At 72.7% G+C, this 17,235-nt stretch carries 17 protein-coding genes and 3 pseudogenes; 12 read left to right on the forward strand and 8 right to left on the reverse strand.

Annotation, left to right across the window (positions count from 1 at the left end):
- The coding region (locus tag ACFYX4_RS27835; protein WP_389339025.1) for a maltotransferase domain-containing protein at positions 1–737 on the reverse strand (737 nt) is incomplete at its 3' end.
- 78 nt (positions 738–815) lie between these two features.
- On the reverse strand, positions 816–1,112 hold the full coding sequence (locus ACFYX4_RS27840) for a DUF5133 domain-containing protein (protein ID WP_389339027.1): 297 nt from the start codon (positions 1,110–1,112) through the stop codon (positions 816–818).
- A gap of 293 nt (positions 1,113–1,405) precedes the next feature.
- Here ACFYX4_RS27840 and ACFYX4_RS27845 point away from each other — a divergent pair, with 293 nt between their 5' ends.
- Both ACFYX4_RS27845 and glgX read left to right on the forward strand, forming a co-directional pair.
- A complete protein-coding gene (locus ACFYX4_RS27845) occupies positions 1,406–1,930 on the forward strand; it encodes a pep a2 (protein ID WP_389339029.1) in 525 nt (174 codons plus the stop codon).
- A 23-nt stretch (positions 1,931–1,953) separates the two neighbouring features.
- The gene (glgX, locus tag ACFYX4_RS27850) at positions 1,954–4,071 is read left to right on the forward strand and encodes a glycogen debranching protein GlgX (RefSeq protein WP_389339031.1); all 2,118 of its coding nucleotides are present in this window, start codon (positions 1,954–1,956) and stop codon (positions 4,069–4,071) included.
- Between the two features lie 75 nt (positions 4,072–4,146).
- Here the strand turns inward: glgX and ACFYX4_RS27855 are convergent, their stop codons facing one another.
- Positions 4,147–4,950, reverse strand: a complete 804-nt coding sequence (locus tag ACFYX4_RS27855) for a VOC family protein (protein WP_389339033.1) — start codon at positions 4,948–4,950, stop codon at positions 4,147–4,149.
- A 150-nt stretch (positions 4,951–5,100) separates the two neighbouring features.
- Positions 5,101–5,892 (reverse strand): RNA polymerase sigma factor SigF, encoded by a 792-nt coding sequence (locus tag ACFYX4_RS27860; RefSeq protein WP_389339035.1) that lies wholly within the window; start codon positions 5,890–5,892, stop codon positions 5,101–5,103.
- A 280-nt stretch (positions 5,893–6,172) separates the two neighbouring features.
- On the opposite strand from ACFYX4_RS27860, the pseudogene ACFYX4_RS27865 reads away from it, so the two are divergent.
- From ACFYX4_RS27865 to ACFYX4_RS27875, 3 genes and pseudogenes are all read left to right on the forward strand, one after another.
- Positions 6,173–6,439 (forward strand): annotated as a pseudogene (locus tag ACFYX4_RS27865) (MarR family winged helix-turn-helix transcriptional regulator); the annotation flags it as partial.
- Between the two features lie 27 nt (positions 6,440–6,466).
- Positions 6,467–6,676 (forward strand): annotated as a pseudogene (locus ACFYX4_RS27870) (multidrug ABC transporter permease); the annotation flags it as partial.
- A 203-nt stretch (positions 6,677–6,879) separates the two neighbouring features.
- Entirely contained in the window at positions 6,880–7,401 is a 522-nt protein-coding gene (locus tag ACFYX4_RS27875) for a hypothetical protein (RefSeq protein ID WP_389339037.1), read from the forward strand.
- Positions 7,402–7,431: 30 nt separating this feature from the next.
- Here the strand turns inward: ACFYX4_RS27875 and hemC are convergent, their stop codons facing one another.
- The 4 genes from hemC to ACFYX4_RS27895 form a co-directional block, all read right to left on the reverse strand.
- Positions 7,432–8,367, reverse strand: coding sequence for a hydroxymethylbilane synthase (gene hemC / locus ACFYX4_RS27880; RefSeq protein ID WP_389339038.1), 936 nt, complete (start codon positions 8,365–8,367; stop codon positions 7,432–7,434).
- A 142-nt stretch (positions 8,368–8,509) separates the two neighbouring features.
- Positions 8,510–9,286, reverse strand: a complete 777-nt coding sequence (locus ACFYX4_RS27885) for an NPP1 family protein (protein ID WP_389339040.1) — start codon at positions 9,284–9,286, stop codon at positions 8,510–8,512.
- Between the two features lie 144 nt (positions 9,287–9,430).
- On the reverse strand, positions 9,431–10,441 hold the full coding sequence (locus ACFYX4_RS27890; protein WP_389339491.1) for an ATP-dependent DNA ligase: 1,011 nt from the start codon (positions 10,439–10,441) through the stop codon (positions 9,431–9,433).
- 121 nt (positions 10,442–10,562) lie between these two features.
- Positions 10,563–11,618 (reverse strand): zinc-binding dehydrogenase, encoded by a 1,056-nt coding sequence (locus ACFYX4_RS27895; RefSeq protein ID WP_389339042.1) that lies wholly within the window; start codon positions 11,616–11,618, stop codon positions 10,563–10,565.
- 135 nt (positions 11,619–11,753) lie between these two features.
- On the opposite strand from ACFYX4_RS27895, the gene ACFYX4_RS27900 reads away from it, so the two are divergent.
- The 7 genes and pseudogenes from ACFYX4_RS27900 to ACFYX4_RS27930 all read left to right on the forward strand — a co-directional run bounded on the left by ACFYX4_RS27900 (position 11,754) and on the right by ACFYX4_RS27930 (position 17,210).
- On the forward strand, positions 11,754–12,506 hold the full coding sequence (locus ACFYX4_RS27900) for a response regulator transcription factor (protein ID WP_389339044.1): 753 nt from the start codon (positions 11,754–11,756) through the stop codon (positions 12,504–12,506).
- A 156-nt stretch (positions 12,507–12,662) separates the two neighbouring features.
- On the forward strand, positions 12,663–13,895 hold the full coding sequence (locus ACFYX4_RS27905) for a cytochrome P450 (RefSeq protein ID WP_389339046.1): 1,233 nt from the start codon (positions 12,663–12,665) through the stop codon (positions 13,893–13,895).
- Positions 13,896–13,914: 19 nt separating this feature from the next.
- Complete coding sequence (locus ACFYX4_RS27910; protein WP_389339048.1) at positions 13,915–14,109, forward strand: ferredoxin; 195 nt, start codon at positions 13,915–13,917, stop codon at positions 14,107–14,109.
- The gene (locus tag ACFYX4_RS27915) at positions 14,106–15,278 is read left to right on the forward strand and encodes an NAD(P)/FAD-dependent oxidoreductase (RefSeq protein ID WP_389339049.1); all 1,173 of its coding nucleotides are present in this window, start codon (positions 14,106–14,108) and stop codon (positions 15,276–15,278) included. Before ACFYX4_RS27910 ends, ACFYX4_RS27915 begins: the two co-directional genes overlap by 4 nt.
- A 344-nt stretch (positions 15,279–15,622) precedes the next feature.
- The gene (locus ACFYX4_RS27920) at positions 15,623–16,144 is read left to right on the forward strand and encodes a MarR family winged helix-turn-helix transcriptional regulator (RefSeq protein ID WP_389339051.1); all 522 of its coding nucleotides are present in this window, start codon (positions 15,623–15,625) and stop codon (positions 16,142–16,144) included.
- 149 nt (positions 16,145–16,293) lie between these two features.
- Positions 16,294–16,659: pseudogene (locus ACFYX4_RS27925) on the forward strand (MauE/DoxX family redox-associated membrane protein); the annotation flags it as partial.
- 83 nt (positions 16,660–16,742) lie between these two features.
- Positions 16,743–17,210: a peroxiredoxin gene (locus ACFYX4_RS27930; RefSeq protein ID WP_389339053.1), complete on the forward strand. Its 468-nt coding sequence runs from the start codon at positions 16,743–16,745 to the stop codon at positions 17,208–17,210.
- The last annotated feature ends 25 nt before the right edge of the window (positions 17,211–17,235 follow it).

Here is a 17,235-nt window from a genome sequence, read left to right on the forward strand (position 1 = left end):
GGATGCACCGGCGGGAGATACACCACGTCGAACCCCATCGCCGCGATCGCCGGCAACCGCCGCGCCGCCGACCGGAACGTACCGTGCGCCCGCTCAGGCGTGCCCTCCGACCGCGGGAAGAACTCGTACCACGCCCCGTACAACGCCCGCTCCCGCTCCACGAGGAGGGGCATCGCGGCGCCGGCGGTGACGAACTCGCGGAACGGATGGCGGTCGAGGACCTCCCGCACCTCGGGCGTCAGCGCGGCCGCGTAGCGCTCCGGCACCGGCAGCGAGTCGTCGAGCAGCGTCCGCGAGGCCTCCCGCAGCACCGCCCGCGCCGCACCGCGCGGCGCCTTTACCGCGGCCCGCTCGAAGAGCAGTCCGCCCTCCTCCAGCACCAGACCCGTGTCGATGCCGGCCGGGATCTTGATCTCCGCGCGCCGGCGCCAGGTCGTGACGGGATCGCTCCACGCCTCCACCGTGTACGTCCAGCGGCCCGTCTCCTCCAGCGTCACGTCGGCGCCCCACCGGTCGGTGCCCGGAGCGAGCTCGCGCATCGGGGTCCAGGGCCCGCGGCTGCCGTCCGGGCCCTTGAGGACCACGTTGGCGCCGATGGCGTCATGGCCCTCGCGAAAGACCGTCGCCGAGATCCGAAACGTCTCGCCGCGCACGGACTTGGCAGGCCGGCTGCCGCAATCCACACACGGATGGACGTCCCGCACCGGGATACGGCCGATCGCTCTGGTGGACCTCACGCTGCACCTCCGCAACTGAAACAGGCTTCTGACGCCCGCTGTCGGATGCCCGGCCGCCGCGGCGCCGGGCGCTGACTGCTAACGCTCGGCGGCGAGACGCGGTACCGGGCGGGTCGCCGCGAGCCGCCCGACACCGCCCGTCCGGCGGGTGCCGCCCCGCCGGCCGCGGGTCTCGGCGCCGCCCCGCAGGTACTGCTCGGCGGCGTCCGCGGCCTCGCGCGCGCAACGCTTGCCCATCAGCACGCACAGGGTGTATCCGCAGTCCTCGAAGGCGGAGCGCACCGTGACGTCGCCGGGGCTCGCGAGCATCGCCCGCTCCCAGGCGCGGTAACCGCGCAGGCATCGGGCCACTTCGGTCTTGGCTGGTAGCAGCATGGAGCCGGTCACCTTCCGGGAGTGCGAGAGGTACATCGCCCCGCCGACGAGCGGGTCGGCCCGGTAACCAGAGGTGCGAAACCGTCAAACCTCCCGAGGCCTTCACTTATGGTGCACGGCTCGCCACCCAACGTCCTGTTGGATCTTGGTCGTGGTGTGCTCGTGTTGCACGAATGGCGTAGCGGCCCCACTGTGGTTGTGACTCAGGAGCGATCAACGCTCACGCTTTGTGTTCGGGGCTCGGTCGTGCGGCCGAGCGGAGCGGGAGCCTCGCCGGTGAGGAGCCAACGACGATGAAGACCGCAGTGCCCTGCTACTACCACCTCGACGTGGACGTGAGTCCGGAGCGGGTCGGACAGGTCAGGCGCATCCTGGCCGCGCACCTCCGGTTCTGGGATCTGGACAGCCTCGTCGAGCCCGTCTGCCGGGGAACGGAGATGCTGCTGACCGCCATCGACGAGCACGCAAGGGACAAACGCACCTCGATCGAGATGTGGTGGAACCGCCAGCATCTGATCACCGCCGTCGGCGGCGACGACCGCGACCTGCGCCCGGACCAGGACCTGCGCGCCTGCCTGGAGCACATCGCCGCGACCAGCGACGGCTGGGGCGGCTGCGCCACCGCCGCGGGCAGCACCGTCATCTGGTTCTCCCAGCGGGCCCGGGCCGGGGAACGCGTCCCGCTGGTGCCGACCCGGCCGGTCCCGCGGCTGCGCGAGATGCTCACGGTGCCGCGCCTGCTGCCCGTGGCGGCCCTGGCCTCCCCGGCCGGCGCGGACGGGACGGACGACGTCGAGGTCGTGGAGGTCTCCCGGTGACCTCAGGGAACCGGAGCGCAGGGGTGCCCGTGTGGAGCGGGCACCCCTACCCGTTGGGCGCCGACTTCGACGGAGAAGGCACCAACTTCGCGCTGTTCAGCGAGGTCGCGCACCGCGTCGACCTCGTCCTCGTCGCCGACGACGCAAGCAGCCGCACCGTGTCGCTGAGCGAGGTCGACGGCTTCGTCTGGCATGCCCGCCTGCCCGGGGTGGGCCCGGGACAGCGCTACGGCTACCGGGTGCACGGGCCGTGGGACCCGGCCGCCGGGCACCGCTGCAACCCGGCGAAGCTGCTCCTCGACCCGTACGCGCGCGCCGTGGACGGCCGGATCGACCACCACGCCTCGCTCCTCGAACGCGCCGGCGACCGCCCCGACCCCAGGGACAGCGCCGGGCACACCCCGCTCGGCGTCGTCACCGACCCCGCCTTCGACTGGGGCGACGACCGGCCGCCGCGCCGCCCCTACGCCGACACGGTGATCTACGAGGCCCATGTGCGCGGCCTGACCCGCACCCACCCCGACGTCCCGCCCGAGCTGCGCGGCACCTACGCCGGCCTCGCGCACCCCGCGGTGACCGAGCACCTCACCTCGCTCGGCGTGACCGCGATCGAACTGATGCCGGTCCACCAGTTCGTCCAGGACGGCGTCCTGAAGGACCGGGGCCTCTCCAACTACTGGGGCTACAACACCATCGGCTTCTTCGCCCCGCACCACGCCTACGCCGCCGACGGCACCCGGGGGCGGCAGGTCGCCGAGTTCAAGTCGATGGTGAAGGCGCTGCACGCGGCCGGCCTCGAAGTGATCCTCGACGTGGTCTACAACCACACCGCCGAGGGCAACGAGAAGGGCCCGACCCTGTCCTTCCGCGGCATCGACAACGCCTCCTACTACCGCCTGGTGGACGGCGACTGGTCGCACTACTACGACACCACCGGCACCGGCAACAGCCTGCTGATGCGGCACCCCTACGTCCTCCAGCTGATCATGGACTCGCTGCGGTACTGGGTGACCGAGATGCACGTCGACGGCTTCCGCTTCGACCTCGCGGCCACCCTGGCCCGGCAGTTCCACGAGGTGTCACGGCTGTCGGCGTTCTTCGACCTCATCCAGCAGGACCCGGTGATCAGCCGCGTCAAGCTGATCGCCGAGCCGTGGGACGTCGGCGAGGGCGGCTACCAGGTGGGCAACTTCCCGCCCCTGTGGTCGGAGTGGAACGGCCGCTACCGCGACGCGGTGCGCGACTTCTGGCGGGCGGAGCCCGGCTCCCTGGGCGAGTTCGCCTCCCGCCTCACCGGCTCCTCCGACCTGTACGCCCACAACAAGCGCCGGCCGCGCGCCAGCGTCAACTTCGTGACCGCCCACGACGGGTTCACGCTGCGCGACCTCGTCTCGTACAACGACAAGCACAACGAGGCCAACGGCGAGGGCGATCGGGACGGCGAGAGCGTCAACCGGTCCTGGAACTGCGGGGCCGAGGGCGACACCGACGACCCCGCGGTGCTGGAGCTGCGCGCCCGCCAGCAGCGCAACCTCATCGCCACGCTGCTGCTGTCCCAGGGCATCCCCATGCTCTGCCACGGCGACGAGCTCGGCCGCACCCAGCGCGGCAACAACAATGCCTACTGCCAGGACAACGAGGTCTCCTGGATCGACTGGCGGCTGACCGGCGAGCAGCGCGAACTGGTCGCCTTCACCCGTCACCTCGTCGCCCTGCGCGCCGCCCACCCGGTGCTGCGCCGCCGCCGCTTCTTCCGCGGCGAGACCGTCACCCACGCCGGCCAGCCGCTGCCCGACCTGGTGTGGCTGCTGCCCGACGCCCGCGAGATGACCGACCGCAACTGGCAGCGCAGCGACGCCCACTGCGTCGGCGTCTTCCTCAACGGCGACGCCATCGCCGAACCCGACCCACGGGGCCGCCCCGTCGTCGACGACTCGTTCCTGCTGCTGCTCAACAGCTACTGGGAACCCGTCGTCTTCCAGCTGCCCGGCGCGGAGTACGGCGAACGCTGGACGGTGTGCGTCGACACCGTGGTCCCGCCCGCCGCCCCGGACGAGACGGAGCACAAGGCGGGCGCCGAGGTGAGGGTGGAGGCCCGCAGCCTCCTGGTGCTGACCCGGCCGCCGCGCCGCGCGGAGTGACCTGCTGACCGTTTCGCGACCGCCGCCGGCCCCCTCCCCTGCGAACGGGGAGGGGGCCGGCGGCCGTGCGGGGTGTCAGCGCACCCGGTGGGAGTTCACCGTGAACTGGGCGCCGTCCGGGTCGCGCAGGACCGCCTCGTCGGCGGTCTCGGCGAGGACGCTGCCGCCGTGCTTCTCCGCGGCGCGGGCGCACGCCGAGGCGTCCGCGACGGCGAAGTGGACCTGCCAGTGCGGGCGGATCGTCGGATCGGGGGCCGCCTCCAGCGCGCCCGACTCGATGCGCGCCACGATGTCGCCCCGGCTGCGCAGCACGACCTCCCCGCCCTCGTAGTGCACCTCGCAGCAGCCGGGCCGGTCGGTCGCCCAGTCGAGGATCTCGCCGTAGAACATCGCGGAGTCGAAGGCGTCCCGGGTGTGCAGCCGGATGAAGGCCGGCGCGGCCTGCCGCCAGGCCTCCCAGTTGCCCATCAGCGACCCCTCCCAGACGCCGAAGGTGGCGCCCTCCCGGTCGGCCAGCAGCGCGGCCCGCCCCGGGGGCAGCGAGATCGGCCCCACGGCCGCCGTGCCGCCGCGTTCCCTGGCCCGCGCCGCCGCCACGTCCGCGCTGGGCACGGCGAAGTACGGCGTCCAGGCCACCGCCATCTGCCACATCGAGGCGACGGCGGCGACGCCCGCGACCGGGACCCCGTCCACCAGCGCCGTGCGGAAGTGCTCGCCGAGGGTCCCGCGACGCCACTCCCAGCCGAGGACCGCCCCGTAGAACTCCTGGGTGGCCTCCAGATCGCGGCTGGTCAGGCTCACCCAGCAGGGCGCACCGAAGACGGAGTGCGTGGAGAGGACCTCCGTGGCACCGGGGGCGGATGTCGGGTGATCGTTCATGGTGCTCGCGTTCCTGATCTGTCGGCTGCGGCCTCCCTCCGACCAGTGTCCGGCCGGACCCGGCCCCGGCGCCTGCCGAGCGGCCCGGTGGCAGGGCGAAGGAGTGTCACGAGTACCGCGCGGCCCCGTCGGCGAAACGCGGAGGTGATCTCAGTTCGCGTCGGCGACGACCTCCTCGCGCAGCCGCGCGAAGCACCCGCTCAGCAGCCGCGAGACGTGCATCTGCGAGATGCCCAGCTGCTCGGCGATGCCGCTCTGCGTCATACCGCCGAAGAACCGGAGATAGAGGATGGTCCGCTCGCGTTCCGGAAGCGCCCGCAGGCTGGGCGCGACGGCCACCCGGTCGACGACCGTGTCGTAGCCGGGGTCGGGGTCGCCGAGGGCGTCCTCCAGGGCGTACCCGTCGGTGCCGGGCATCTCCGCCTCCAGGGACAGCGCGGAGAAGCACTCCAGCGCCTCCATGCCGGTGCGCACCTCGTCCTCGGTGAGCTGCGCGTGCTCGGCGATCTCGGCGACCGTGGGGGGCCGTCCCGGGGTGGTCTGGGAGAGGTCCTTGGTGGCGTGCCGGACGCGGTTGCGCAGGTCCTGGACCCGGCGCGGCACATGCAGCGTCCACATGTGGTCACGGAAGTGGCGCTTGATCTCGCCCGTGATCGTCGGCACCGCGTACGCCTCGAAGGCGCGGCCGCGGTCCGGGTCGTAGTGGTCGACGGCCTTCACGAGCCCGAGGGCCGCCACCTGGTAGAGGTCCTCCAGGGCCTCGCCGCGCCCGCGGAAGCGGACGGCGATCCGCTCGGCCATGGGGAGCCAGAGCCGGACCAGCTCGTCGCGGAGCGTCCGGCGCTCGGGGCCGTCGGTCAGGGTGGCGAGCCGGGCGAAGGACTCGGCGGTGTCGGGGGCGTCGTCGTGGGGGTGCTGCTTGGTTCTGACGGTGGTACGCATCGCGCGTGCCTCCCTCAGGGGGTGCCGGGGGATGGACGGACACCGTGGGAAGCGCGCGGACCGAGCGGAGAGCACCCGCGGTAGGCCCGCACGGCGGGATCCCACGGACGTGCCTCCTGTCCGAAGCACTTCCTGCTGATTCCCGCTTATGAGGTTATGAAACGATTCTGCCCTATTTGTCCAGATCGTTCTTGGTGTGGCCCCGCGGCCCTCGTCTCGACGGGGTCTTGGGGCGGCCTTGGAGGCCATCAGCTCTGACACAGAGGTAACGTCGCCGCCGCACCTCGCCGGGAACTCCGTGTCCACGCTCGTCAACCATCTGGCCAGGGACGGCTACCTGGTCCGGGAGACCGGCCCCGCCGACCGGCGCGCCGCCCGACTGCTGCTCACCCCGGCGGCCGAGGCCCGGCTCGGGGACTGGAAGCGCCGACGGACCGAGCTCGTCGGCAGCAGGCTCGCCCGATTGGACGCGGCCGATCGGGAAGCGCTGCGCGCCGCGCTCCCCGTCCTGCGTGCGCTCGCCGTCCAATTGCACGAGGAGTCATGACCATCACTGCCGCCGTCGCCTGCACCCGGCTCGAACGCCCTCTACCCGGTCGGCATCATGCCGGGCCGGCTCCAGGCCGTCAGCAAGGCCAACCCGCTCAGCTACGAGGTGGACGCGCTGCGCGGGCTCCTCCTCGGCACGCCCGCCCGTCTCCCGCTCGACTTCGCGGTGCTCCTCGTCGCCGCCGCGCTCCGCATCGCCGCCGCCTCCGCCCTCCTCGGCCGGCTCGCCCGCTGACCGCCCGCTGATCTTGCCCGGTGACGTGATGTGCGGCACGCCCGGGTGACTCGCCCGGACGGCCCGCCGGCGGATAGTGCCTGCGCAGCGCTTGATCACTGATCAAATGGGGTGAACTACCTGGCCACAGCGCATTCTGCTCATTTGACAGTGCGCTGAGCGCACGGATAGGAAGCAGCCCGTAGCAAGGCGAGAGGTGGACTGTGTACGAGCCGAACGTGGTCGGGGACTGGCAGGAGTACGACGAGCATGCCGGTCTACGGGTCCGCGTCCACCGTCTGGAGCGGTCCGAGCCGCCGCGGGGACGCGACGACGCGGCCGAAGGGCTGACGTACTTCTGCCTCCGGGTGACCGTGGAGAACCGCGGGGAGCGCAGCTTCGGGGTCCACCTGGAGGACGGGCAGATCGACGTCCGGATCGGGACCGACGGGGAGAGCGCCTTCATCGACTGGCGCAACTCCCAGTTCATCGAGGGCTTCGACGTCTACCCGCTGCGCCGGGCCACCGCCGTCCTCTACGCCGCCGGACCCGAGGCCGCGCTCGGCCAGGTCGACGTCCAGGTCCAGCTGCGCGTGGACGAGGAGTGGGCCGGCCGCCGGATGTGGGTGGGCGGCGTGGACCTGCATGAGGCCGCCGCGGGCGCGGCGGCCGGTGCGGGCCGGGAGAGCCTGGCCCGACAGGTCAGCAACTTCCTGCGGGACCAGGCCGAAGAGGGCACCGCCTGAGCCGCCCGGCGCTCATGGTGCCAGGACCCCTCAGTGCGGGATGCCGTCGATGATCTCGCGGGCGCCCTGACGCAGCAGCGCCACCGCCACCGAGGTGCCGAGCGTGGCCGGGTCGAGCCGGCCCGCCCACTCGTGGGCGTTCAGCCGGGTCTTGCCGTCCGGGGTGAACACGCAGGCCCGCAGGGACAGTTCACCGCCGCGGTCGACGTGCGCGAACCCGGCGATGGGGCTGTTGCAGTGCCCCTGGAGCACATGCAGGAACATCCGCTCGGCCGTGGCCTCCCGGTGGGTGGCCGGATCGCCGAGCCCGCTGACGACGTCGATGAGGTCGCCGTCGTCCTCACGGCACTGGAGGGCGAGGATGCCCGCGCCGATCGGCGGCATCATCGTCTCCGGCGACAGCACCTCGCTGATCACGTCCCGCCGCTCGATCCGCTCCAGACCGGACACCGCGAGCAGCAGCGCGTCGGCCTCGCCCGCCGCCAGCTTCTCCAGCCGCCGGTTGGCGTTGCCGCGGAACGGCACGCACTTCAGATGCGGATGGGTGGCGGCCAACTGGGCGATCCGGCGCACCGAGGAGGTGCCGATCCGCGTTCCCGGCGCGAGCTCGTCCAGCGTCAGCCCGCCGGGGTGCACCAGGGCGTCGCGGATGTCGTCCCGCTTCAGGAACGCGGCGAACACCGTGCCCGCGGGCAGCGGCCGGTCCGCCGGGACGTCCTTGACGCAGTGCACCGCGAGGTCCGCCTCGCCGGCCAGCAGCGCCGCGTCCACCTCCTTGGTGAACGCGCCCTTGCCCTCGACCTGCGACAGGTCCCCCATCCACTTGTCGCCGGTCGTCTTCACGGGGACGACCTCGGTGCGCACACCGGGGCGCAGGGCGGACAACTCGGCGCGCACCCGCTCCACCTGGGCCAGGGCCATGGGCGAGTCACGGGAGACGATACGGATAACTTCCGGAACGGACATGCGGGACACGATAGACCCTCGGGGAGGGCGCTGTTCGACGCTCCGGGCGAAGCGGGCCGCCTCCTTGACACACGGCCCGGGACCGGTCCGGGGGCCGGACCCACGCGGGTCCCGCGCCCCCGGGCCGATCCCGGGGCGGTGATCAGGCGTTGGGGTCGAAGGTGATCCCGGACGGCTTCGCCTTCGTCAGGTTGCCGGCGAAACTGCCGTCCTTCAGGCCGAAGTTGGCGCTGCCGAAGTCGTACGCCGTCAACTTGTCGCGCACGCCCGCCGGGTAGCCGTTCCAGCCGACCAGCGGCGGGTACTGCCAGGCGCCCTTGTGGTTCTCCGGCGGCTCGTCGGCCGAGTTGCCGAGCCGGAAGCAGTGCGTCCTGATGCCGTCCTTGTGGTAGACGGCCTTCGCGTGGGTGCCCTCGAAGCGCACGGTGGACGCGGCGTGCACGGTGAACCCGCCGTGGTTGGAGGTCGAGACGTACTGGACCTGGCCGTTCTGCACCCACACCACGACGTGCTCCCAGTCGTGCCGGTGCCCGCCGAGACCGCTGCCCGCGACCGCCTGGTCCTTCTCGAAGTACAGGCTGTACATGTACGCGCACCAGCCGTTGTTGCACTTGTAGCGCGAGTAACTGTTGGTGTTGTCCAGGTCGGAGGCGTCCCGGCAGTCGCCGCTGAGCGAACCGGTCGGCTTCAGACCGCCGTTGACGGTGCCGTCGGGCCCGATCGCGGGCGTGGGGTAACAGCCGTCCGTGTCGTAGTCGAAGGCGGGCTGGTACGTCAGCTCCGCCGCCTCGGCGCTCCGGGGCAGCGCGCGGGGCGGGGCGGCCCAGGCGACTGAGGGGACGGCGAGGACGAGCGCGGCGGCACCGGCGAAACCGGTGAGCCATCTCCTGCGGTGGGCCTTGAACGTGGGTGACGACACTGCGTCCTCCTCGTGATCCGGGCGCAGCCGAACGGCTGGGGGCTAAAAGGAGGTTCAGCTTCCACGCTTTTCATGTCCGCGCCAAGAGGGTGCAGGCATATCGGTGATGAAGGCCGGGGCAACAGTCGGTCGGCTGGTGCCGCGTCATACCGGTGTGTCCGGAAGGTCGGCAGCCGACTCCTCCGGTGTCAGGTCGCTCCGCAGCCGGAGCCAGGACGGCTGGCGCAGCAGCCCAGCCCGCGTCCGGGTGCTGAAACGGACCTCGCCGACCAGCCGGGGCAGCACCCAGTGCGCCCCCGCCGCCGGCGGGGCCGGGTCGAAGGGGCATGTGTCGGACGCGAACGTCCGCAGCAGCGCGGCGAGTTCGGCCCGCTCGGCCTCGCTCCAGCCGGTGCCCACACTGCCGACGTACCGCAGACTCCCGCCCGTCGCGGCTCCTGTTCCCGCTGCCGACCTCGCTCCCGCTCCCGCCGCCGGCCTCGTCCGCTGGCCGAGCAGGACCGCGCCGGGGAGGCCGGTGAGCCGGCCCTTGCCGGGCAGCCAGCCGCCGACCAGGACGTCCGCGACGCGCATGTTGCGGATCTTGATCCAGTCGCGGGAGCGGACGCCGGGCTCGTACGCCGAGTCCAGCCGTTTGCAGACCAGCCCCTCGAGGCCGTGCGCGCGGGTCGCCTCCAGCGCCTCCCGGCCGTGGCCGACGAGCGCGCTCGGCGTGGACCAAAACGGCCCCTCCAGACCGAGCTGTTCGAGCCGGACCCGGCGTCGGGTGTAGGGGAGCGCGAGGAGGGATCGGCCCGCGAGGTGCATCACGTCGAACAGCACGAGGTGCACGGGGGTCGTCGCCGCGAGCCGCGCCGCCCTCGCCGGCGACTGGACCAGCCCCATTCGGGACTGGAGCGACTGGAAGTCGGCGCGGCCCTCCGCGTCCAGCGCCAGCACCTCCCCGTCCAGCACGGCGGCCGTACCGCCCAGCGCGGTTCCCAGCGGGCGCAGTTCGGGGTAGGCGGCGGTGATGTCCTCCCCGGACCGGGCCCGCAGCACGACGCTCCCGTCACCGGCGAGATAGACCACCGCCCGCTGCCCGTCCTGCTTGGTCTCGTACGCCCAGCGCGCGTCCTGCGCGACGGGCGGCAGGACGCCGGGGGTGGCGAGCATGGGGGCGATGAACGGAAGCGTCACGGGTGAGATGTCACCCCGCCCGCACCGGGGCACGCCCACGGGCCGATCGGTTCCCCTGAACGGGGGTGCGCTGCGGGTCGGGGAGTCGAGCGGCTGCTCAGGCCTCGTCGTCCAGGACCACGACCACCTTCTCCGCCGCCCCCGGCGTGAGGGCCAGCTCGAAGGCCCGTTCGGCCTCCGTGAACGGGACGCGGTGGCTGATCAGCTTGGCGAAGCGTTCCTGGTGCTCCACCAGTTCCGGGGTGACCTCGAAGATCTCCGTCGGGTAGCCCTGGGAGGCGACGAGGGTCAGCTCGCTGCGGAGCATGCCGCCGAGGTCGTACGTGCCGCCCTTCTTGTGCACCGCCACCATGACCAGCTTCGCGCCCCACTTGGCGGAGTTGACCACGGTGTCGAAGACGACGGGCGCGCCGGCGGCGTCGATGTAGACGTCGGTGCCGGGCCGGGGCTGGCCGAGCGCGTTGGCGCTGCGGCCGTGCAGTTCGGTGAGCCGGGCCGCGACGTCCTCGCGGGCCGAGTCGACGACGGCGTCCGCGCCCACGGCGAGCGCCTTCTCCAGCCGGGAGGGGATGACGTCGACGACCACCACGTGCTCCACGCCCCGCAGTTTGAGCCAGATCGCCGCGCCCAGCCCGATCGGACCGGCGCCGAAGACGACGACCTTGTCGCCGGGCTTCGCCTCCGCGCGGTTGACGCAGTGCAGGGCCACCGCCATCGGTTCGTTGAGGGAGGCCACGTCGAAGGGCACGGTGTCCGGGAAGACGGCCACGCTTCTGCCGACCTCGGCGTTCTCGACGAGCAGGTACTCGCTCATCCCGCCGTACGCGCCGCCGCAGCCGATGATCCCGGTGGGGGCGTCCTGCGGGTTGACCACCACGCGGTCGCCCGCCTTCAGACCGGCTACCTCGGCGCCGACCTCCACGACCTCACCGGCCGGCTCATGGCCGAGCGCCACCGGGACCAGGTCGCCGCCCAGGTGGGCGCGGGCGGGCATGCCGCCCATGTGGAGGAAGGTGACGTCGGTGCCGCAGATGCCGCAGGCGCGGATCCGGACGAGCGCGTCCCGGGGGCCGGGCACGGGGCGCTCGACGTCGACGACGTCGACCTTGCCGACCCCGCCGGTCCGGACGGACCTCATCGTCTTCGTGTTCATGGGAGCCCTCTCGCCGCTGTCCGCTGCCTGCTGTCCGCTCTCGCGTTGCTTGCGTCAGGCAAGCACATTGGATTACTTGAGTCAAGCAAGTGAATTGATTTACTTGAGTTAGGCAAGCAGGGGTAGGGTGGCCCCATGCCTCGCCGCCGAACGGTCTCGTCCATGGACGGCAGCGGCGCGACAAGGGAACCGTCTCTGGCCCGTGGCGCCGGGCAGCGGGTCCTGGTCGTCGCCGGCGAACCGGACGTCACCGAACTGCTCTCCACCACACTGGAGTTGGCCGACTACCGGATCAGCCTCACGGCCACGCTCGCGCAGGCGCTGGCGCGGCTCGACGCACACCGGTTCGATCTGGCAGTCGTCGACACGACCCTCCCGGACCTGACGCGCGTCGCCCGCACCGGCCGCCCGACCCTCCCGCACCGGCCGCCGGTCCTCTACCTGACCGCCTGCGACTCCCTCGACCGCCTCCTGCCCGAACTCGCCCTGGGGGAAGGCGACTACGTCACCAAGCCGTTCCGGGTGGCCGAACTCCTGGCCCGCATGCGGGTGCTCCTGCACGGCACGTCCCTCACCGGGCCCGAAGACCTCCCGCACTACGACGACCTCGTCCTCGACGACACCCGCTGCCGCGCCCGGCGCGGCGCACGGGCCCTCGACCTCACCCCCGCCGAGTACCGCCTGCTGCGCCACCTCCTGGCCAACGCCCACCGCGTGCTGTCCAAGGAGCAGATCAGCCGTTACGTCTGGGGCGACTTCCATGGCGACAACGCCATCGAGCAGCTCGTCTCCCGGCTGCGCCGCAAGGTGGACCGCGACGCGCCGAGGCTCATTCACACCCGCCGGGGTTTCGGCTACTGGCTGGGCGGGAGCGACGGCGAAGGCTGAAATCAGCGCGCCCGCCGTGATCCACGTCACGTCAGCTTTCTGTCAGGGCACTGACCGGAAGGCGTCAGCACCCTCTGTTTGCCTGTGCTCACAGAGGCCTCGACCCCTTCCCCCGGCGCTCCGGCCCACCGGAGCCCCCACCACCGAGGAGAACCCATGGCCGACACCCTGACCGGCCCGGTCCCCGAACCCCCGCCCGGCGCACCCGAGTTCCCGATGCCCCGCGCGGACCGCTGCCCGTTCGACCCGCCGCCCGCCCTCAAGGACCTCCAGGAGCAGGCCCCGCTGACGAAGGTACGGCTGTGGGACGGCAGCGAGCCCTGGCTCGTCACCCGCTACGCCGAGCAGCGCGCCCTGCTGGGCGACCCGCGCGTCAGCGCCGACACCGACAGCCCCGGCTACCCCACGAAGGCCTCACCGGAGGCGGGGGAGGGCAAGCTCAGCTTCATCATGATGGACGACCCCGAACACGCCCGGCTGCGCCGGATGGTGACGGCGCCGTTCGCCATCAGGAAGGTGGAGGCCCTGCGGCTCGCCGTGCAGCGCATCGTCGACGGCCTGATCGACGACCTCCTCGCCGGCCCCCGGCCCGCCGACCTCGTCGAGCGGTTCGCCCTCCCGATCCCCTCCCTGGTCATCTGCGAACTGCTCGGCGTGCCCTACGCCGACCACGACTTCTTCCAGGACCACACCAGGACCATGGTCCACCGCGAGGCCACCCCCGAACAGCGCGGCCGGGCGAGCCGCGAGGTGGCCGGCTACCTCGCCGCGCTCCTCGCCGAACGGCGAGCCGCGCCGCGTGAGGACCTCCTGTCGAGCATCGCCGCACGCGTCACCGCCGGGGAGATCGACCACGGGCAGGCCACCGAGATGGCCCTGCTCCTGCTGATCGCCGGCCACGAGACCACCGCGAACATGATCGCGCTCGGCACCCACGCCCTCCTCCAGCACCCCGACCAGCTCGCCCTGCTGCGGGAGACCGACGACCCCGAGCTGGTCGCCTCCGCCGTCGAGGAACTGCTGCGCTACCTGCACATCACCCACCTCGGCCGACGCCGCGCCGTCACCGAGGACATCGAGATCGCCGGGCAGGTCGTCAAGGCCGGCGAGGGCGTCATCATGGTCAACGAGATCGCCAACCGGGACCCGGACGTCTTCCCCGACCCCGACCGGCTCGACATCACCCGCGACGCCCGCCGGCACGTCGCCTTCGGCTTCGGCGTCCACCAGTGCCTCGGCCAGCCGCTGGCCCGCATGGAACTCCAGGTCGTCTACGGCACCCTCTACAAACGCGTCCCCACCCTGGCCCTGGCCGTCCCGCCGGACCAAGTCCGCTTCAAGCACGACGCCTTCATCTACGGCGTCCACGAACTGCCCGTCACCTGGTGACACGATGAAGGGGAATTCCATGAAGGTGGAGCTGGAAGCCGACAAGTGCGTCGCCTCCGGGCAGTGCGTCGTCGCCGCCACGCAGGTCTTCGACCAGGACGACGACGGCATCGCAGTCCTGCTGGAGGAACGGATCGGCGCCGAACTCGTCGACGACGTCCGCGAAGCCGTCGCGGTCTGCCCGGCCGCGGCGATCCGGCTGGTGGAGCGGTGAACCGGATCGTCGTCGTGGGCGCCTCGGCCGCCGGACTCGCCGCCGTCGAGACGCTCCGCCGCGAGGGGCACGACGGCGAACTCGCCCTCGTCGGCGACGAACCGCACCCCCCGTACGACCGCCCGCCGCTGTCCAAGCAGCTCCTGGCCGCCGAATGGGAGGCGGAACGGCTGCGGTTGCGGCCCCCCGCCGACCTCGCCGCGCTCGGCCTCGACCTGCGGCTCGGCACAGCCGCCACCGGCCTCGATCTGACCGGCCGGACCGTGCGACTGGCCGACGGGAGCCGACTGCCCTACGACGGGCTGGTCCTGGCCACCGGGGTCCGGCCGCGCCGGCTGCCGGGGGAGGGGGCGCATGTGCTGCGCACCCTGGACGACGCGCTGACCCTGCGGGAACGGCTCACCCCGGGCCGGCGTCTGGTAGTCGTCGGCGCGGGATTCCTCGGCTCGGAGGCCGCCGCCGTCGCCTGGCGGCTCGGCGCCCGGGTCACCCTGCTGGAACCGGCGGCGGTGCCGCTGGCCCACGCCGTCGGCGCGGAGATCGGGCGGGTGCTGTCGCAGGCCCACCGGGACCGGGGCGTCGACCTGCGCTGCGGCGTCACCGTCACCGAGGTGACCGAGGACGGCGTACGCCTGGACGACGGCGAGAGCGTCGAGGCCGACGAGGTGCTCGTCGCCGTCGGCTCGCTGCCCAACATCGACTGGCTGGCCGGCAGCGGCCTGACGCTCGGGGACGGCGTGGTGTGCGATGAGCACCTGGAGGCCGCCCCGGGCGTCTACGCGGCCGGTGACGTGGCCCGCTGGCACAACCCGCTGTTCGGCACGTCGATGCGGATCGAGCACCGCACCAACGCCGCCGAGCAGGGCATGGCCGCCGCCCGCAACCTCCTCGCCGCCCCCGGGGCCCGCACCCCCTTCGCGCCGGTGCCGTACTTCTGGTCCGACCAGTACGACATGAGGATCCAGGCGTACGGCTTCCCGCGCGGTCACGACGAGGTCGCCGTCGTCGAAGGGGACCTCGGCGCACGGCGGTTCGTGGCCGCCTACCGCACCGGCGACCGGGTGAGCGGGGCGCTCGCCGTCGGCATGCCGCCCCGGGCGGTCCGCCCGTGGCGGCAGACGATCGCGTCCGGGTCGGCCTGGGGCGACGCCGTGCGCGCCGCCGCGTAGCGCGAGCGGGAACGCGGACGGGCCCCGGCGGGTGTTCTGCTGCCCGCCGGGGCTCTTCCTCAGTGGGCGAGGTCGATGACCGTCACCGTGCCGGCGCCGTTCTCGCCGGCGCGCGACACCGCGGCGGATCTCCACGTGGTTGGGGTTGCGGCCCGTGGTGATCGTCTCCTTGACCGTGCCCTTGCGCGGGTCGACCACCGTGGCGGTGGGGATGGCCGGCGGGGTGTTCCGGTCGCCGGCCCGTGGCGGGCGGCGCGTACCTGGCGGGGCTGCTCAGGGGCGAGCGGGGAGCGGGAAGGCTGTGAATTACTTGAGTTACGCAACGAGATGGTAAAGTGCCCTCCATGTCCACCGAACCGCTCCCCATGGCCCCCGCCTCCGCGGAGGTGGCCGAGATCGAGCGCGCGCTCACTCGCATCACCTACCTGAGCACCCGCGCCCGCCAGCACGAACGGCTGATGGCGCTGGCCGGCGTCCCCCTCGACCGCGCCGCCGTGGCCCTGCTGCGCCAGGTCGCCGACGCGGAGCCGATGCGCCCCGGGGAGCTGGCCCAGCGGCTCGGGGTGGAGGCCTCCCATGTGACGCGTACGGTGCAACAGCTCCAGAAGTCCGGCTACGTCACCCGGGTCCCCGACCCCGACGACGGGCGGGCCCAGCGGATCCAGCTCACCGACGCCGGCCAGGCGGCCGTCGACCGGGTCCGGGAGGCCGGCGCGCGCGGCATGCAGCTCGCCCTCGCCGAGTGGTCCCCGCAGGAGCTGCGCCGGCTCGCCACGCTCTTCCACCGCATGGTCGACGACTTCCTGACCCACGCCAGCGACGAGGAGCCCGAGCCGTCGGCCGCCGCGCCGCCCGCGAAGCCCTGAGGACCGGCGCGTTCCCCGGGCCGGATCGGGGAGTTGGAGGAGGCCCCCGCCGCCCGAACGTTTCCTACTCTCGCGTAATATCGCGCGCCAGGCCGTCAGAAGGCGCGCCGGGCCGCCGCCGTGCGTGCCGGGCCGCCAGAGGAGGAACCGTGCCCCGGTCCGAACGCTCACCCCTGCTGCTGGCGGGCGTGCTCGCCACCGCGGGTGTCGCGCACCTCGCGACGCCGCGCCCGTTCGACGCGACGATCCCCAGCGCGCTGCCCGGTTCGCCCCGGGCCTGGACGTACGCCAGCGGAGTCGCCGAGCTGACGCTCGCGGCCGGCCTGGCGCTGCCGAAGACCCGCAGGGCGGCCGCGCTCGCGACGGCGGCGTTCTTCGTGGGCGTGTTCCCCGCCAACGTGAAGATGGCCGTCGACTGGCGGCACCGCCCCGCCCCCTTCAAGGCGGCGGCGATCGGCCGGCTGCCCCTTCAGGCGCCCCTCGTGCTGTGGGCCCGCAGCATCGCCCGCGACGCGCACCGAACCACGCACCAGGCCACCCGGCAGACCACGACCCGGACCGCCGTCGAGGCCGCGATCCGGACCAGGAAGGGACAGTCGTGAGCAAGGCTTTGCAGAACGGCGATCTGGTCGAGGACTTCGCGCTCCCGGACGAGACCGGGACGGTGCGCAAGCTCACCGACCTGCTCGCCGACGGGCCCGTGGTCCTCTTCTTCTACCCCGCCGCCCTCACCCCCGGCTGCACCGCCGAGGCCTGCCACTTCCGCGACCTGGCCGCGGAGTTCGCCGCCGTCGGCGCGAACCCGGTCGGCATCAGCGGCGACTCCGTCGACCGCCAGCAGGAGTTCGCCGGACGTCACACCCTCGGCATGACCCTGCTGTCCGACGCCGACGGCGCGGTGCGCGAACGGTTCGGGGTGAAGCGCGGCTTCTCCCTGGCCCCCACCAAGCGGGTCACCTTCGTCATCGGCCAGGACCGCACCGTCCTGGAGGTCGTTCGCAGCGAACTGCGCATGAACACCCACGCCGACCGCGCCCTGGAGGTCCTGCGCGCCCACCGCTCCTGAGCGCTCGCTCCCCGGCGCTCCCGGG

This window comes from Streptomyces sp. NPDC002328, from assembly GCF_042890065.1.
GTDB lineage: Bacteria > Actinomycetota > Actinomycetes > Streptomycetales > Streptomycetaceae > Streptomyces.